Source organism: Raineya sp., assembly GCF_053497555.1.
The window spans coordinates 1-18,251 of record NZ_JBRCWE010000090.1 but is presented as its reverse complement, the minus strand read 5'-3'; the positions used below and the strand labels follow the sequence as shown (position 1 = coordinate 18,251).

At 38.8% G+C, this 18,251-nt stretch carries 11 protein-coding genes; all 11 read left to right on the top strand.

Annotation, left to right across the window (positions count from 1 at the left end; genetic code table 11):
* Positions 1 to 47: 47 nt before the first annotated feature.
* Positions 48 to 1,355, top strand: coding sequence for a UDP-N-acetylglucosamine 1-carboxyvinyltransferase (gene murA / locus ACWITO_RS11655; RefSeq protein ID WP_448530171.1), 1,308 nt, complete (start codon positions 48 to 50; stop codon positions 1,353 to 1,355).
* Between the two features lie 266 nt (positions 1,356 to 1,621).
* Positions 1,622 to 5,914, top strand: coding sequence for a T9SS type A sorting domain-containing protein (locus ACWITO_RS11650; protein ID WP_448530170.1), 4,293 nt, complete (start codon positions 1,622 to 1,624; stop codon positions 5,912 to 5,914).
* A gap of 67 nt (positions 5,915 to 5,981) precedes the next feature.
* The gene (locus ACWITO_RS11645) at positions 5,982 to 6,266 is read left to right on the top strand and encodes a hypothetical protein (protein ID WP_448530169.1); all 285 of its coding nucleotides are present in this window, start codon (positions 5,982 to 5,984) and stop codon (positions 6,264 to 6,266) included.
* 11 nt (positions 6,267 to 6,277) lie between these two features.
* Positions 6,278 to 9,148, top strand: coding sequence for an excinuclease ABC subunit UvrA (uvrA, locus tag ACWITO_RS11640; RefSeq protein WP_448530168.1), 2,871 nt, complete (start codon positions 6,278 to 6,280; stop codon positions 9,146 to 9,148).
* A gap of 100 nt (positions 9,149 to 9,248) precedes the next feature.
* Positions 9,249 to 9,722 (top strand): ribosome maturation factor RimP, encoded by a 474-nt coding sequence (locus ACWITO_RS11635; RefSeq protein WP_448530167.1) that lies wholly within the window; start codon positions 9,249 to 9,251, stop codon positions 9,720 to 9,722.
* 42 nt (positions 9,723 to 9,764) lie between these two features.
* Entirely contained in the window at positions 9,765 to 11,036 is a 1,272-nt protein-coding gene (nusA, locus tag ACWITO_RS11630) for a transcription termination factor NusA (protein ID WP_448530166.1), read from the top strand.
* A gap of 183 nt (positions 11,037 to 11,219) precedes the next feature.
* On the top strand, positions 11,220 to 14,156 hold the full coding sequence (gene infB, locus ACWITO_RS11625) for a translation initiation factor IF-2 (RefSeq protein ID WP_448530165.1): 2,937 nt from the start codon (positions 11,220 to 11,222) through the stop codon (positions 14,154 to 14,156).
* A gap of 92 nt (positions 14,157 to 14,248) precedes the next feature.
* Positions 14,249 to 15,217, top strand: coding sequence for a glycosyltransferase family 2 protein (locus ACWITO_RS11620; RefSeq protein ID WP_448530164.1), 969 nt, complete (start codon positions 14,249 to 14,251; stop codon positions 15,215 to 15,217).
* 5 nt (positions 15,218 to 15,222) lie between these two features.
* Positions 15,223 to 16,269: a dipeptide epimerase gene (locus ACWITO_RS11615; protein ID WP_448530163.1), complete on the top strand. Its 1,047-nt coding sequence runs from the start codon at positions 15,223 to 15,225 to the stop codon at positions 16,267 to 16,269.
* A gap of 122 nt (positions 16,270 to 16,391) precedes the next feature.
* Positions 16,392 to 17,123, top strand: a complete 732-nt coding sequence (locus ACWITO_RS11610; RefSeq protein ID WP_448530162.1) for an iron-sulfur cluster repair di-iron protein — start codon at positions 16,392 to 16,394, stop codon at positions 17,121 to 17,123.
* A 100-nt stretch (positions 17,124 to 17,223) separates the two neighbouring features.
* Positions 17,224 to 18,251, top strand: a 1,028-nt coding sequence (locus ACWITO_RS11605) for a peptidylprolyl isomerase (protein WP_448530161.1), incomplete at its 3' end; no start/stop codon positions are given.

The window sequence follows — 18,251 nt, the reverse complement described above, 5'->3', positions numbered from 1 at the left end:
TGTGGTTGCTTGCAATCAATTTTCAATGTCTAAATCCACAAACAAAAATGTCTGCATTTCAAGTAATAGGTGGCAAATCGCTTCAAGGAGAATTGAGCGTTCAGGGAGCAAAAAATGAGGCTCTACAAATTTTATGTGCAGTGTTGCTTACCCCCGAACCCGTAGTTGTGCATAATATTCCGCAGATACGAGATGTGCTTAAACTTATAGAAATTCTGCAAGATTTAGGTGTAAAAGTTGATAAAATTAACTCTCATTCCTATCGGTTTGAGGCTCGCAATATCAATTTAGAGTATCTGGAAACGCCTGCCTATACTCAAAAGGCTTCTGCTTTACGAGGTTCTATAATGATTTTAGGACCTTTGCTTGCCCGTTTTGGTAAAAGCAAAATTCCTAAACCCGGTGGCGATAAAATTGGCAGAAGACGCTTGGATACACATTTTTTGGGCTTTCAGGAACTTGGAGCAAAGTTCAATTACAACCCCAAAACCGAATTTTATGAAATAGATGCCTCTAATTTGCAAGGCAAATACATTCTGCTTGATGAGGCTTCTGTAACAGGAACAGCCAATATCATAATGGCGGCGGTACTTGCCAAAGGCACTACTACGATTTATCACGCCGCTTGCGAGCCTTACATTCAGCAGTTGTGCCGTATGCTTTGCCGAATGGGGGCTAAAATTTCAGGGCTTGGCTCTAATTTGATTACCATTGAAGGGGTAGAAAGCCTGCAAGGCACCGAACACACCATTTTGCCCGATATGATTGAAGTGGGTAGTTTTATTGGTCTTGCCGCAATGACTGCCTCCGAAATTACTATCAAAAATTGTGGTATAGAGTATTTGGGTTGTATTCCGAGAGTTTTTGGTAAGTTGGGTATAGAAATGGAGTTTAGAGGTGATGATATTTTTATTCCTGCACAAAAAAATTATCAGATTAGCACTTTTATCGATGGTTCTATTCTGAAAGTTGATGATGCTCCTTGGCCTGGCTTTACACCTGATTTGCTAAGCATTGTACTTGTTACGGCTATTCAAGCAGAAGGAACAGTGCTTATTCATCAAAAGATGTTTGAAAGTCGTTTGTTTTTTGTAGATAAACTGATTGATATGGGGGCTCAAATTATCTTAAACGACCCCCATAGGGCTACGGTAATAGGCATCAATCGTAAATATCCTTTACGAGGGATTAAAATGAGTTCGCCTGATATTCGGGCGGGGGTAGCCTTGCTCATAGCGGCTCTTTCCGCCGAAGGAGTAAGCATTATTGAAAATAGCGAACAGATTGATAGAGGTTACGAAAACATTGACGGCAGGCTCAATGCCATTGGTGCAGAAATTCGGAGAATTTCTTAATTTTTAATTTGCTGATTTTCAAAAAAAATACACTTTTTTTTTCAAAAAAATGTAAAATTTTTGGTTACCTTCCCAAGTTTCGGAGTATAAATAGGCAAAGCTCTATTAAACAACTATTCTCTTATTTGTATTTTTATACAAATTGACGCTATTCTTTTTAGTTTTCCTCATTATTATTTTGTCCAAACCATTTAACTTTTAGAGTAAAACTTTGCAAAATATATTTTGCTGAAAGATAGTTGTTTAATCTTAAAACTAAAACTAGTATGAAAAAGCTAAGTTTATCATCTCTTGCATTTTTACTTTGTATTATTGTAAAAGCTCAAACTCACTATTATGTTTCCACTACTGGGAATGATTCTAATAATGGTCTCTCTTGGGCTTCTGCCAAATTGACAATTAATAATGCAATAGCAACCGCCTCAAATGGTGATGTGATTAACATTGATAATGGTACTTATGATGGTTGTACTTTGAATAAATCCGTTAGCCTTATAGGGCAAGGTATAGGTGTAACTATCATTCAAGGAACGGGTACGGGCTATGGAATAAATGTTACTACATCTATAAACAACGTTACAATTTCTAATCTTACTATCACTAATTTTCAAAACGGCATTTATTTCAGCAATACTGCAACAAATATTCAAAACCTCACTTTTAATAGCATTTCTGTGAGTGGAAACGCCAGTCACGGTGTATTTGCTACATTTAGTCATAATTTCAGCAATTTTGTTATACAAAACTCAAGATTTAATAATAATGTAGGTACGGTTACAAGGGGTATATTTCTTTTTAACAACAATATTTCCATATCCAACCTTACATTGAGTAATTCAGAGTTTAATAATAATGGTTTAGTAGGTTTTGATATTGGTATATGTCAATCTTTAAGTGGTAGTTTTGTTGTCAGTGGTTGCGAGTTTCGTAATAATGGGGACTCCCAGTTAGCAATTTATGAAGGTTATTCCTCACCTGCTAGTAATGTAATAGAAATTACCAATAATATTGTAGAACTTACAGGTAATGCACGTTTTGGGATAGAACTTAAAAATACTACAGGTAATAGTTCTAATACAGGGGGGGGGAGAGTAGTAGTTTCGGATAATCGCATTTTTCAGTCTTCTACAGGAAATGGTTCAAGAGATGTAGCAGGAATAGCTATAATTTGTAGGAGAGAAGGAGTTGCCGCTTTCCCTGAACCAGCGGGAGTTTTTGTAGCCAATAACACCATAGAAAATATACAACCAGGTAGTGGAACTTGTGGCACTTGTGGAGGAAATCAGGGAAATGGTTTTGGTATCGTGGCAGGAGGGAATAATCATAGAATCTTAAATAACAGAATAACAGGCTGTCAGATTGGTATTCAACTACAAGGCGGAAATATCAATGCAGGTACGGCGAATAGTAGTCCTTCAATTACTGGACACGCTAATACACTTTATTTTGATAGGGACAATTCAACAACAGCTAATGGAAATATTGTTCGTTACAATAATGTAACAAGCTATACTTTCAAAGCAATGAGATTACTTCAAAATTCCAATTTTCTCCCTAATAACCTCAACGATTATACTGGGAACTGGTTAGGAAATGTAGCATTTGCTTTAACAGATATTGAAAGCTATTTAGTTGCTAACCCTGGTGTTACCGCACCCAATTTCCCTGAATTTTCGGCGACTACAAATAGTAACGTAGCATTTAATCCTTGGGCGGCAGTAGATTTAGATGATGTAGCTGGCAACGCTTCGGGACAAAGAGGAGTGCAAATCAATAGTTCTAAAACTTACAGAGCTACTCCTACAGAAACCTCAACCGCAATTGGTCCTATTAGGCAAGGAATTCTTATAGCCAATACTGCCTTCAAAGATGTTTTGGATATTCGTTCTGGTCTGCCAAACTATACTATTGATGCAGATATTTTGGTAAATAAGGCTATTCATTTATTAGGCAATGGAGGTGTAGCACCACGCCCTATTCTGATTATGCAAGCTCCTTGTGAAAGCATATTGATAGCTTCTGCACCGAATATCACTATTGAACATTTACATTTACAAGTAAATGGAGCAGGTGGTACAAGCACCAATGGTAGGCACGGTATTTTTGTGGCAAACCACGCTACTCCCGGGTCCTACAACAATTTAGAGATTTTCAATAATTACATAGAAAATATCAACAATGTTCCTAATAGCGTAGATGCACACGCTTACGGCATTCGCCTTTCAGAAAATAACATCATTTTCTTTACACCGGGCAACAATTTCGTAAATATTCAAAACAACATTATTACGAATGATGTTGCAAACAATTCTTTTTTTAGGGTAGGTATTAGAATTATTGGCAACTATGGTACTGTGAGCAATAATACCATTACGGGTGGAGGCTGGTATGGATTGCAGTGGGCAGATGTAAGAGGAAATTCTAATATTACTAACAATACCATATTATCTCTCAATCAGGCGGCTATTGAAATGAATATTCCTGTTGCTAATACAACACATAATATTGCCAACAATAATCTTAGTGTTCCTGCTTTTGTTCCTGATACGGTTTCTTTTTCTGTAATAGAAATCAAAGATAACTACAATGCTAATTCTATTGTTAATATCAACAATAATACCATTTCAGGGCATCCGAATGTAGGTATTTGGCTGGGGCGTTCTATGAATGTGAATATTAACAATAATACATTTACGCCACGAGCTACTTCTACCACTTACAACCATATAGTTGTTAATACCAAAAATCGCACTTTCGCTGTTGCTTCTGGTCCTGCAATGACGGTGAGCAATATTTCTATCCTGAACAATACGTTCAATCATAGTAGCTTATTGGGAGGGATAGCTTTGCTTTTTGCTAATCATCATAGTGGGGCTAATCCTGCATTTAACAATATCACTATTGGTTCGGCAGGGCAGGAAAATAGATTTCACCCCAATATTTCAAGATTTATTGCCTTAGATGCTTTTTTTGGAAACACCCACTCATCAACGCTTGCACTTCCGCTTGCACCTGCTTTCCCCAATCCTTACGCAGGTGTATGGGTATCGGGTATTCCTGCTACTACAATGGCAAGTGTAAATGTAAATTTCAATGCTGTTCATAATTTATATGATGTAGGTTCGGGCTTGCAATTGCCTACGGCTATGTCTAATCCCAATCTTATTTTGCTTGAAAATCGCATTCAGCATACCATAGACTATGCTCCTTTGGGCTTTGTAACCGTAAAACCTAACCACGTGTTTGTTACGCAAGCCTCTTTTATTGCACCTGCTTTTACGGCTTCACCTCGTATTCGTAGAGGCACTAATGTTATCAATGCCGATGGATTTACCTTAAATGTTGAACAAGGTACTTATTTTGATGATGGTTCTGCCACAGACCGACCTCTTACGGCTTACGATACCGATTTTGTACCTGTGGGGGCTTCGCCTGTTATCAGTGAAAACTGGGAAATGAATGGTTCAGGAAAAACACTTAATATGCTTGGCGACCTGACTATCAACAACCAAGTAATTTTCAATGACGGATACATTCAGACCAATGCCAATACGCTTAATTTTACACCTGTTGCCATAGACCCCGCCGCTAATCCACTTACGGTTGGCGAAAAAAATAATAGCCGAATTTTAGGGCGTGCCCGAACTATTCGCAATGTTGGTGTAGGTGCTTTTGACTTTTTAGGTCTGAATTTACCTGCAGGGGCAGATTTGGGCGTATTAGATTTGTTGAGAGTTTCAGATGTTGCAGGTATTCAGATAGTAGGTACATTTACTTCTATTGCCTGTACTTGGTACATTGAGCCTTCGGTGGCTAATGGTAGAAACGGCGTGGAGTTTCGTTGGTTGCCTGCTATCAACAATGGCAAAGATGTCAATCAGTTGCAGGCTTGGCGTAACAATGGAACCGTATGGGAAATTCGTAGTCCAATTTTTGCCGCACCTACCACAACTCCACTGATTAGCAGTATTCCTATCAATATCACGGCGTTTTCGCCTTGGACAATTTCGGATATTGTCAATCCTTTGCCTGTAGAGTTTTTAAGTATTCAGGCTCGCTACAACGAAAATCGTATTCCCGAAGTTTTGTGGAATACACTCGGCGAAATCAACACCGATTTTTATGAAGTAGAAAGAAGTTTTGATGCCCGAGAATTTACAAAAGTTGGTCAAGTTTCTGCTAAAAAGAAATCCGAAAACCGTTATGTATTTGAAGATAGAGGCTTGAGCAGTAAAATTACAGGCAAAATTTACTACCGTATCAAGCAGATAGATAAAGACGGCAAATTTGCTTACTCGCGTATCGTTTCACTTTCTTCCGAAAAGTCTAATTTGCTGGCAGGTATCTATCCCAATCCTACACGTGATATTTTGTTTGTAAATAGCTTGCAAGAAAACTTGGAAGTTAAAATCCAAGATGTACACGGCAGAACCTTGCGAGTAATGGAATTGAAGTTTGGCGAAAATCAAATAGATTTCTCTCTCTTACCACAAGGCGTGTATCTGGTAGAAGTGAAAGGGACAAGCTCACGAGAGCTATACAAGATTGTCAGAAATTAGCAAACAAAAATTGTAAAAGTCCTCTGTAAAAGAGGACTTTTTTCTTTACCTTTGCCAAAAAATACAGATGCTTCAAGATTTAGAACTCCTTCAAAACCATTTGCAAAAGCATTGTGAAGATTTTACGCCGCAAGCCTTGCTTTCTTGGGACGAATTGCGAAATTATCTTTTGTTTTTTGTGAAAAATCTTTTACAAAAAGCCCCTGAAAGGCTTCTGCAAGTTGCCTATCGCTTAGATTTACCTGAAAACGAATTTTCAGAGGCTTTTGCCAAACAAGATGCTGAAAAAATTGTTGAAATCATACTGCAAAGAGAACTGAAACGATTAGAGTTCCGCAAAAAATATTCTTAAATGGCTTTTATATGCAATCGGCTGTTGAGTTTCCAAAAGATAATTTTGAAAATCTTTCTACCAAAGAATTTATACTTATCAAGGGTGCAAAGTTACACAATCTAAAAAATATAGATGTAGCCATTCCTCGTAATAAGTTGGTAGTGGTAACAGGTGTTTCGGGTTCGGGCAAATCTTCTTTGGTGTTTGATACGCTTTTTGCCGAAGGGCAAAGAATGTATGTAGAAAGTTTGAGTGCTTATGCAAGGCAATTTTTGGCTCGTATGCAAAAGCCCGAAGTGGAATATATCAGAGGTATTTCGCCTGCTATCGCCATTGAGCAAAGGGTAAGTTCTAAAAATCCGCGTTCTACCGTAGGTACAACCACCGAAATTTACGACTACCTCAAATTACTTTATGCTCGTATAGGCAAGACTTTTTCGCCTGTTTCGGGCAAAGAAGTTCGCAAAGACACCGTAGATAGCGTTACGGATTACATTTTTACTTTTCCTGAAGAACAAAAAGTCATCATTGCCAGCCCGCTGAAAAATCTTTACGACCGAACCCTTGAAACAGAGCTACAAATCCTTCTGCAAAAAGGTTTTACAAGAATTCTACTAAACGACGAAGTGGTATTTATTGAGGAGTTTTTGGAGCAAAAAGGCAAGGAATTGGCTCAAAAGCATTGGGAAAATGTCTTTGTACTCATTGATAGAACTTCTGTAAAGCATAATGATGAGGAAAGCCGTTTTCGTATTGCAGATTCGGTACAAACAGCGTTTTTTGAAGGAGCAGGAGAGTGCCTCATAGAATTTGTAGGTGTTGAAAAAAGAACTTTTTCCGATAAATTTGAACTGGACGGCATAGCCTTTGAAGAGCCTACCATTCACTTTTTCAATTTCAACAATCCTTATGGGGCTTGTAAAACTTGTGAGGGTTTTGGTAATATTTTGGGTATCAGTGAAAAACAGGTTATCCCTAACCCCAATTTTTCTGTCTATGAAGATGCAGTAGCCCCTTGGCGAACCGAAAAAATGGGAGAGTGGAAAAAAGATTTTATGCGTAAAGCAACCCTACTCTACGATTTCCCGATTCATAGAGCTTACAAAGACCTTTCCGAAGCCGAAAAAGATTTGCTTTGGCAAGGCAAAAAAGGAAAAAAAGAAAAAGATACTATCTACGGCATCAACGACTTTTTTAAGTTTTTGGAGAGCGAAAGCTATAAAATTCAATATCGTATTCTTTTGTATCGTTACCGAGGTCGTACCATTTGCCCCGAGTGTAAAGGCACACGCATACGCAAAGATGCTTCTTATGTAAAAATTGGTGGAAAATCTTTGCAAGAGCTTCTCCTGATGCCCGTGGAAGAGGTAGCAGATTTCTTTGAAAAGCTCAAACTTGATGAATTTGAGCAGAAAGTTTCCAAACGCATTCTTACAGAAATTCGCAACCGCTTGAATTATTTGTTAAAAGTGGGCTTGGGCTATCTAACGCTCAATAGAGCTACAGCAACGCTTTCGGGAGGGGAGTTTCAGCGAATAAAACTTGCTACGGCTTTGGGCAGTGCTTTGGTGGGTTCTATGTATATCCTTGATGAACCCAGCATAGGTTTGCACCCTCGCGATACCCAACAACTCATTGAAGTTCTCTTACAACTTCGCAATTTAGGCAATACTGTGGTGGTTGTAGAGCACGAAGAGGAACTTATGCAAGTAGCGGATTACATTATAGATATTGGTCCCGAAGCGGGAGCAAGAGGAGGGGATATTGTTTTTCAGGGTAATAAAAATGATTTTGACACCCAAAAATTTCCTTTATCCAAAACCATCAGATATTTAAGCGGTAAAGACCAAATCGCTATACCTACTTTTCGCCACAAATGGGCAAATAGCATTTGGGTAAAAGGAGCAAGGGAAAACAATTTGCAAGATATTGATGTACAAATTCCTTTGGGGATTTTTTGTGTGATAACGGGTGTTTCGGGTTCGGGTAAATCTACGCTTGTCAAGAAGGTTTTGATGCCTGCTCTTGCCAAACATTTTGACCTCACTTTTTCGGAAGAAAACGAGATAGGGGCTTACGATAGTTTGGAAGGAGATTTGAATTTGCTTAAAGGGGTGGAATACATTGACCAAAACCCAATTGGAAAATCCTCACGTTCCAATCCTGCTACGTATAGCAAAACCTACGATTTGATAAGGGAGCTATTTGCCGCCCAGCCACTTGCCAAACAGCGAGGCTACAAAGCAGGTATTTTTTCTTTTAATGTAGAAGGGGGACGTTGCGAAGTGTGCAAAGGCGAAGGAGTGGTAAAGATTGAAATGCAATTTATGGCAGATATTTTTCTGCCTTGTGAGGCTTGTAAAGGCAAACGATTCTTAGAGAGTGTCTTGGAGGTTACTTACAAAGGGAAAAACATCACAGAAGTTTTGGATTTAACCGTTGATGAAGCCATAGAATTTTTTGCCAAAGAGCCTAAAATTGTAGAGCGTCTGAAGCCTTTGCAAAAAGTGGGTTTGGGCTATGTAAAGTTAGGGCAATCTTCTGATACGCTTTCGGGAGGGGAGGCTCAAAGAATAAAGTTGGCTTCGTTCTTGGATAGTAATTTGAGCAAACAAGGCAAGAAACTCTTTATTTTTGATGAACCTACAACAGGATTACATTTTCACGATATACAAAAATTGCTTACAGCTTTGCAACTGCTTGTAGAAAATGGAAATTCGGTGCTTGTGATTGAACACAATGTAGAAATTATTAAATCTGCCGATTGGATTATAGATTTGGGACCCGAAGGGGGGAAGCGTGGTGGTAAAATTTGTTTTGCAGGCACACCCGAACAGATGATAGCCATTGCTTCGCAAAATCATACTGCAAGATTTTTGGCAAAAAAGTTAAAAAAATAAAAGAAAAATTTGCAAAAAGCATTTTTATTTGTAACTTTGCAACGCAAGTTTGAAAGGGGGCATAAGTCCCCTTTTGTTTTTGCCTGATAAAATTTCTGCTATGGATATTGAAGCCTTGAAGCAAAATATATGGCAAGCCACAGAAAGCCTTTTGGAAAAGGAGTTTTTTGTGGTAGATGTGATTATCAAGGAACTGAAAGAAAAGCTCAAAGTGAGCGTACTTTTAGATGGTGATAAGGGTGTAAATATTGAAGTATGTGCCAAAACAAGCAGAGCGTTGGGAAATATCATAGAGGAGCAGAATTGGATTGAAAGCAAGTATGTTTTGGAGGTATCTTCGCCCGGTGCCGAAAATCCGCTTAAAATGCTACGCCAATTGCCCCAACACATTGGCAGAACTTTACAAATTGCTACCAAAGATAATCAGAACTACGAAGGTACGCTCAAAAGTGTTGAAAATGATACTATCACACTTCAGCAAACCACAGGCAAAGGTAAGAGGGCTCAAAGCGTGCTTCATCAAATTGTTTGGAGCGATATTGCTTCTGCCAAAGTTGTAATTTCTTTTAGATAAATTTTTCTTGTTTCCACTGCGAATCCAAAAAATACAACAATTATGGTAAATAACAAGGAACTCACCGAATCGTTTATGGAATTTGCCAAACAAAAAGGCATAGACCGCCCTACGATGATTAGTGTTTTGGAAGATGTTTTCAAATCAATGATTCGTAAGCAGTATGGTACAGACCAAAATTTTGAGGTGATTATCAATCCGAATGGGGATTTAGAAATTTTCCATTATCGCCAAATCGTGGCAGATAATGAACCCGAACTTGCTCACAATCCTAATCTTATTAGCCTTACAGAGGCACGAAAAGTGCAAGATGACTTTGAAATTGGCGAAGAATATGCCGAACCCATTGATATTAGCAAATTTGGCAGGAGAATAGTACAAATGGGCAGACAAACCCTCATTCAGAAAATCAAAGATTTAGAGAAAACCAATCTTTACGAAAAATACAAAGATAGTGTGGGTGAAATTTTGGTAGGTGAAGTTTATCAGATTGTAGGCAAAGATATTATTGTTACAGATAGTGAAGGGAATGAACTGCTTTTGCCAAAAAATCATCAAATACCCAAAGACCGATACCGCAAAGGTGATACCGTAAAAGCAGTTATTGAAAAAGTAGAACTTATCAATGGGGCACCGCGTATTACCCTTTCGCGTACTTCACCTAAATTTTTAGAACGCTTGTTTGAGCAGGAAGTTCCTGAAATTTACGAAGGGCAAATTATTATTCGTAAAGTAGTACGCGAACCCGGCGAAAGAGCCAAAGTAGCCGTAGAAACTTATGACGACAGAATAGACCCCGTAGGAGCTTGCGTAGGTATGAAAGGTTCAAGAATTCACTCTATTGTCCGTGAGCTACATAACGAAAACATTGATGTTATCAATTATACCGATAATTTGGAGCTATACATTCAGCGTGCTTTGAGTCCTGCCAAAATCAGCTCTATCAAGATTGAAGAAAATGGCAGAGTTTCGGTATATCTCAAACCCGACCAAGTATCTATGGCTATTGGTAAAAATGGCTTAAATATTAAATTGGCGGGCAAACTTATTGGCAAAGAAATAGATATTTGGCGAGATATTGATGAGTCGGAAATGGACGAGGAGGATATTGATTTGCAAGAATTTGAGGACGAAATTGAGGCTTGGAAAATTGAAGAACTGCGTAGAATAGGTTTGGATACTGCCAAGAGTGTTTTGGCAGTGGGCAGAGAAGACCTCATCAAGCGTACGGAATTAGAAGAAGAGCAAGTTGATGAAATTTTGGAAATTATTAAACGTGAATTTGAGGAAGAAGAGGAAGAAGAAAACGAATAAAAGGGCTTGTCCTGTAAGCTACTGAAACCTTACAGGACACCCAAAAGCCAAAAACAAAACCAAAAATTTGTAGTTTGATAGAATTTGCGTACCTTTGTGCTTTCAAACACATAAAACCACCTTTTTCTCGTCCAGCCTTTACTAAAAAGCATTATTAAGCGTCATTTACCACAAAAATTTATTATGTCGGAGGAAAAAACAATGAGATTAAGCCAAGCGGCAAGACAATTCAATGTAGCTACCGAAAAAATCGTTGAAACCCTCAAAAACAAGGGTTTTGGTGGCGATTACAATCCTAATAGCAAGTTGGGAAACAAAGAAATAGAAGTTTTAGAAAAAGAGTTTCGCGGTTCTTTTTTAGAAAAAAAAGAAGCGGAGCATATTGCTTCTATGACCAAAACCCTTGAAAGCAAAATAAAAAAACAGCAACAGGCTGAAAAAGAAAAAACCAAAGAACTCACCCCTCTATTTCCTGCGGAAACTACCACTAAAAAAGAAACAGAAAGCAAAGTAGTAGAGCCTATTGCTACCGAGGAAGTTAATGTTAAACCTATTCAGGAAGAAAAACCACTGGAAGTGCCACTAACCGAAAATAAAGTAGAAAGCAATGAAATGCCCAAAACTGAACCTAAAATCGGGCTAACGGTGGTAGGTAAAATAGATTTGGACGCTCATAAGAAAAACAAATCGGATAAGCACAAAGACGAGAAAAAAGATAAAAAGGAGCAGAAAAAACAACCTGAAAAGAATTTCAAAAAGCAAGAAAATCAAAAAAAGCAAGAAAAAGAAAATAAAGTAGAGAAAGAAAAGCAAGAAGAGAAGCAACTCAAACCGCTTGAACAAAAAGTTCAAGAACAAAAGAAGCAAGAACCTATCACCACTATCAAGGAAGTACCCAAAGCAGAACCGCAAACTGAAATTATAGAAAAAACTACTCAAGAACCCGAAGTAGAAGTAATCAAGGCAAAGGCTGATACGCTCAAAGGGCTGACCGTTCTTGATAAAATTGAACTTCCCGTAGAAAAGTCTTTCAAAAAGAATAAACCTGTCGCTTCTACAGATGAAGCCAAAGATGAAAAGAAAAAGAAAAAGAAACGTAAGCGTATCAAGAAAGAAAAATTAGATGCCAAAGTAGCGGTACAAGAACCCAAAAAAGAACTTAAAGATAAAGACCAAAAAGATAAGGGCATCAAAGAGAAAGATAAGAAAAAGCCACGTTTTGAAAAAGAAGAAGTAAGCGAAAAAGAAATTCAAGAACAAATCAAGGCTACGCTGGCTCGTATGGGCGGTGGGCAAAAGAAAAAATCTATCAAGAAAGTCCTTAAAAAAGAGCGTGAGAATGAAACAGAACTACAAGAACAAAGCAACCATTTACGAGTAACAGAATTTATTTCTGCGATGGATTTAGCCAATTTGATGAATGTTTCTATCAATGAGCTAATTTCCAAATGTATGGCTTTGGGTATGTTTGTTTCTATCAATCAACGCCTTGATGCCGAAGCTATTACCATTATTGCTGATGAATTTGGCTACACGGTTGAGTTTATTTCTGCCGAAGAAGAAATAGAAGCGGCTTTGGAGGAAGAAGAAGACGCACCCGAAGATTTGCTTCCTCGCCCCCCAATTGTTACCGTTATGGGGCACGTAGATCACGGAAAAACTTCCCTCTTGGACTATATCCGTAAAACCAATATCGTTGCCAAAGAATCGGGAGGTATTACACAGCACATAGGAGCATACAGCGTAACTACCAAAGATAACCGAAAAATTACCTTTTTAGATACCCCCGGACACGAAGCCTTTACGGCTATGCGTGCCAGAGGTGCTAAACTTACAGATGTGGCTATCATTGTAATTGCCGCTGACGACAACGTAATGCCTCAGACCAAAGAGGCTATCAATCACGCCCAACTGGCTGGCGTACCTATTGTTTTTGCAATTTCCAAGATAGACAAACCTACTGCCAATCCTGATAAAATTCGTGAGCAACTTGCCGCTGAAAATATTTTAGTAGAAGAATGGGGAGGAAAGTATCAGTGTCAGGAAATTTCTTCTAAAAGTGGGCAAGGTATTGATGAACTTTTGGAAAAAGTGCTTTTGGAAGCTGAAATTTTAGACCTGAAAGCCAATCCTAATAAAAAAGCATCAGGAACCGTTATTGAAGCGAGTTTGGACAAAGGTAGAGGCTATGTGTCTAATCTTTTGGTGCAAACAGGAACGCTCAAAGTAGGGGATATTATTTTAGTTGGAGCTTTGTATGGACGTGTCAAGGCAATGACCGACCATATCGGAAAAGCTATCAAACAGGCGGGTCCCTCAACCCCCGTGCAAATTCTTGGTCTGAGCGGAGCCCCGCAAGCGGGCGATAAGTTCCAAGTAATGGAAACTGAAAGAGAAGCCAAAGAAATAGCCAATAAACGTGAGCAGATTTTGCGTGAGCAAAGTATTAGAGCTACCAAACGCCTTACGCTCAGCGATATTGGTCGCCGAATAGCTTTGGGCAATTTCCAACAACTCAATATTATTATCAAAGGGGACGTTGATGGTTCGGTAGAAGCTCTTTCTGATTCCTTACTCAAACTTTCTACCGAAGAAATTCAGGTAAATGTAATTCATAAAGCCGTAGGGCAAATTACAGAAACGGACGTTAATTTAGCCGCTGTTTCTGATGCTGTAATTATTGGTTTTCAGGTGCGTCCTTCGGCAGGAGCGAAGAAACTCGCCGAGCAAGAGCAAGTAGAAATTCGCCTATACTCTATCATCTACGATGCTATCAATGAAGTAAAAGATGCTATGGAGGGTATGCTTGCACCTACTATTGAGGAAGTAACCGTGGGCAATGTGGAAGTACGTGAGATTTTCCATATCAAGAAAGTAGGTACTATTGCAGGTTGTATGGTTACCGATGGAATGATAAAACGCCAAAGCAAAATACGCGTGATACGTGACGGAATTGTAGTGCATACAGGCGAGCTGGATAGCCTCAAACGTTTCAAAGATGATGTTTCTGAGGTAAAGGCAGGTTACGATTGTGGCTTGAGTATCAGAGGCTTTAATGATATTCAGAAAGGCGATGTAATTGAGGTCTTTGAACAAAGAGAAGTAAAAAGAAAGTTGTAAAATTTAACTTCAAGACTGAAAGATTAGAGGCATAATACAAATTGCCTCTGTTTCTTGTTTCCTGCTTCCTATTTCCTGACTCCGTTTTTGCTATGTACGATATTTCTGTGGTCATTCCTGCATACAACGAAGCCGAATCCTTACCCGAACTTTGTGCTTGGATTCGGCGAGTAATGCAGGAAAATCATTTTTCTTACGAAATTGTTATCGTTGATGACGGAAGCAACGACAATACTTGGCAGGCTATTGAGCAAATAGCTCAAAGCGAACCTCATTTGCAAGCTATTTCTTTCAATCGGAATTATGGTAAATCTGCCGCTTTGCATACAGGCTTTCAGCACGCACAAGGTAGCGTAGTAATCACAATGGACGCTGATTTGCAAGACGACCCCGAAGAAATCCCCGAACTCTACCGAATGATAACCCAAGAAGGCTATGATTTGGTTTCGGGCTGGAAGCAAAAACGCCAAGACCCTCTTTCCAAAACTATTCCTACGAAACTCTATAATGCTGTAACTCGTTGGTTTTCAGGTATTCCTCTGCACGATTTCAACTGCGGGCTGAAAGCCTATAAAAAACAGGTGGTAAAAAGCATTGAAGTATATGGCGAAATGCACCGCTATATTCCCGTGATTGCCAAATCGGTAGGTTTCAAGAAAATAGGAGAGAAAAAAGTCAAACATCACCCACGAAAATACGGATATACCAAATTTGGTATGGAGCGTTTTCTATATGGCTTTTTAGATTTGCTCTCAATTACCTTTGTAACCAAATTCCGTAAGCGTCCTATGCACTTTTTTGGAGGTTGGGGAGTGCTTTCGTTTCTGATAGGTTTTGGTATAGCTTTTTACTTGATAGCCAATAAGGTGATTAGTATTTATCAAAAAGAACCTTATCGGAATGTTACTGAGCAACCGCTGTTTTATTTAGCTCTCGTAGCTATGATTATAGGCGTACAATTATTTACGGCAGGCTTTATTGGTGAAATGATTATTACAAACTCCTCCAAAACACAAGAATACGTTGTAAGAAAAAAAATTGTTACTTCGGAAAAGGCATAGACATAATGCTCCAATTGCATACATTCATTTACACGCTTCAAAATAAAATTCCTTTCACTACGGCTTATGGCTCACGAAAGCAAACAGAAAGTTTGATAGTGGTGCTGAAAGATGAGCAAGGTAATTGGGGCATAGGCGAGGGTGTGCCAGTGAGATATTTGGGTTATACTGCCAAAGAGGCTCAAAATCTATTAAAGCAATACCAAACAACCATAGAAAGTTACGATTTGCAAGATGCCTCCGCTTTTTGGGAGTTTGCTAAGCCCTTTTTACATAAGTACCCCGCCGCTCAATGTGCTTTGGATATTGCCGCTCACGACCTTTTGGCTCGTAAAGTCCAAAAGCCTCTTTACCAGCTTTGGGGATTGCATTTACATAGCCAAATACCTCTTTCCAACTATACTTTGAGCCTTGCTGAAAAAAGTGAAATGCTTGCCCAAATGCAAAGCGTGGATTTTCCTATCTATAAAGTGAAAATGGGTAAAGATACGGATATAAGCCTTTTGAAAGATTTACGCAAACAAACCGATGCCATTTTGAGAGTTGATGCCAATGCTTCTTGGAGTGTGGAGCAAACTTTGCAAAACTTTGCTACGCTTGCCGAAACTCATATTGAGTTTTTGGAGCAACCGCTTCCCCCAACGGATTGGAATGGTATGGAAATTTTGAAGAAATATAAAACCTTGCCTATCATAGCAGATGAAAGTTGTCAGGTTTTGGAAGATATTGAAAAATGTAAAGCAGTATTTGATGGCATCAATATCAAACTTACGAAATGTGGAGGGCTAACACCTGCTCTGCAAATGATACAACTTGCCAAAAGTTTAGGCTTTCAAGTAATGGCAGGTTGTATGACGGAAAGTTCGGTGGGCATTTCGGCATTGGCTCAACTTTTGCCTCTGCTGGATTATGTAGATATGGACGGCTCTATGCTCGTTTCCAACGACTTCGCCGATGGCGTATTCTTGCAAAACGGAAAAGCTATCTTCCCCGATAGAGCAGGTATTGGTGCAAGGCTCAAACAAGAATATCTTTCGTTTTTTGGGTTTTAGTGCAAATTGCTTATTTTTGTAACAACAAACTCCAAATTTGATGTGCAAAGATTTCACTTTTTTGGCTTAATCTCTTGCTTCTTGTTTCTGCTTCCTAAAAAAACTAAAAACAATTACGCTTAATGTACGCCAAAAGCACGATTTCTGCAATATTAGCTCAAAATTTTGCCAAAGCCTATACGCTACACACTTTGGGCATACCCTTTTATTTGCACGAAAATGATGTCTTGGAGCAAATCTGTGAGCAAAAAAATTTAAGTTTGCCTTATGTAGAGAAATTGTTGCAAGAGGATAATACGTTCAAGCCCTTGGATACTCGCAAATTCAAAAATGCTTCTTTAGATACGCTCATCAGCTATCTGAAATATCAGCACGTTATTTTTCTGCAAAAAAAAATTCCCTTTGTAAAACATCTGATAGAACAACTTTCAAGCAAAGATACCCAAAACCAACGCCTTATCAACGACTTGCAAATAATGTTTCCACTTTTTGCCGAAGATTTCGTACTGCATACACGCGAAGAAGAGAATAATTTGTTTTACTACATCAATGCTTTGCAGGAAACTAATTCGGTGCAGAAATACGAACTTTTGCAAAAATATTCTTTGCAGGCTTTTGCAGTGGCTCACGATACCCACGATGACGAACTGGAAGGTATCCGAGAAATTACCCAAGATTACATCTTACCTACTGATGCCTCTTTGCTTCTGAAGGTAACTTTTTGGTATTTGCAAGAATTAGAAAAGCACCTCAAACAGCACGCTTACATAGAAAACGAAATACTTTTTCCCAAAGCACTGGTTCTTGAAAATGATGTAAAAAGCAAATGGAGCAAGCATAGCCAATGGAATTGAGACAGGGGCTTTTGTTATCTTAGAACTCTTGCACCTTTTTCTTGCTCTGTATTCAAAAAAAAATTAAACTTGCAAGTCTTTTTGAAAACGCTAAACATTTATGAGGAAAATCTACTTCTTGCTTGTAGCCCATTTGATTGCCTTATTTGCTTGCAAAACTACCCAAAAAACTACTTCTACAAAGAAAAACCAAGAACCTATTTTGATGTACGTAGGTGATATGCCTATTACGGTGGGGGAGTTTAAGTATGTCTATGAAAAAAATAACCCTAACAAAGATAGTTTGTATGTAGAAAAATCTTTGAGAGAATATCTTGACCTTTACACCAAGTTCAAGCTCAAAGTTTGGGACGGTATCAAAAGTGGTATAGATACTACCCGCGAGTTTCAGACTGAATATTACGGCTACGAAGTGCAACTGGCTCGCCCTTATCTTATTCCCAAAGAAGTTACGGATAAATTGGTGCGTGAGGCTTACGATAGAATGCAAGAAGAAATCAATGCTTCGCACATACTCATACGCATAAATCCCGAAGCCGACCCCAAAGATACGCTCACAGCTTACGAAAAAATCAAAAAAATTCGTGAAAGAGCCTTGAAAGGCGAAAGTTTTGAAAAACTCGCCCAAGATTTTTCCGAAGACCCTTCGGGAAGTGCCAATGGGGGCAATTTGGGATATTTTACAGGCTTAAAAATGGTATATCCATTTGAAACTGCCGCTTACAAAACACCCAAAGGGCAAATTTCGGATATTGTACGCACAGAGTTTGGCTATCATATTATCAAAGTGCTTGACCGCCGCCCTAATAGTGGTAAAGTAACTGCCGCTCATATTATGCTTCGTACCGCAAAAGGCATTTCTCCCGAAGATTCCATAGCTTTACGCAAAAAAGTGTATGAAATTTACGAAAAAGCCAAAAAAGGGGAGGATTGGAACAAACTTGTTCAGCAATTTACCGAAGATTCTAACACCAAAAACAATGGCGGACAGCTTCGCGAGTTTGGTGTAGGCGACCTTATTCCTGAATTTGAAAATGCCGCCTTTGCTCTCAAAAATCCGGGCGATATCAGCGAACCTGTGCTTTCGCCTTATGGTTGGCACATCATCAAACTGATTAGCAGAGGCAG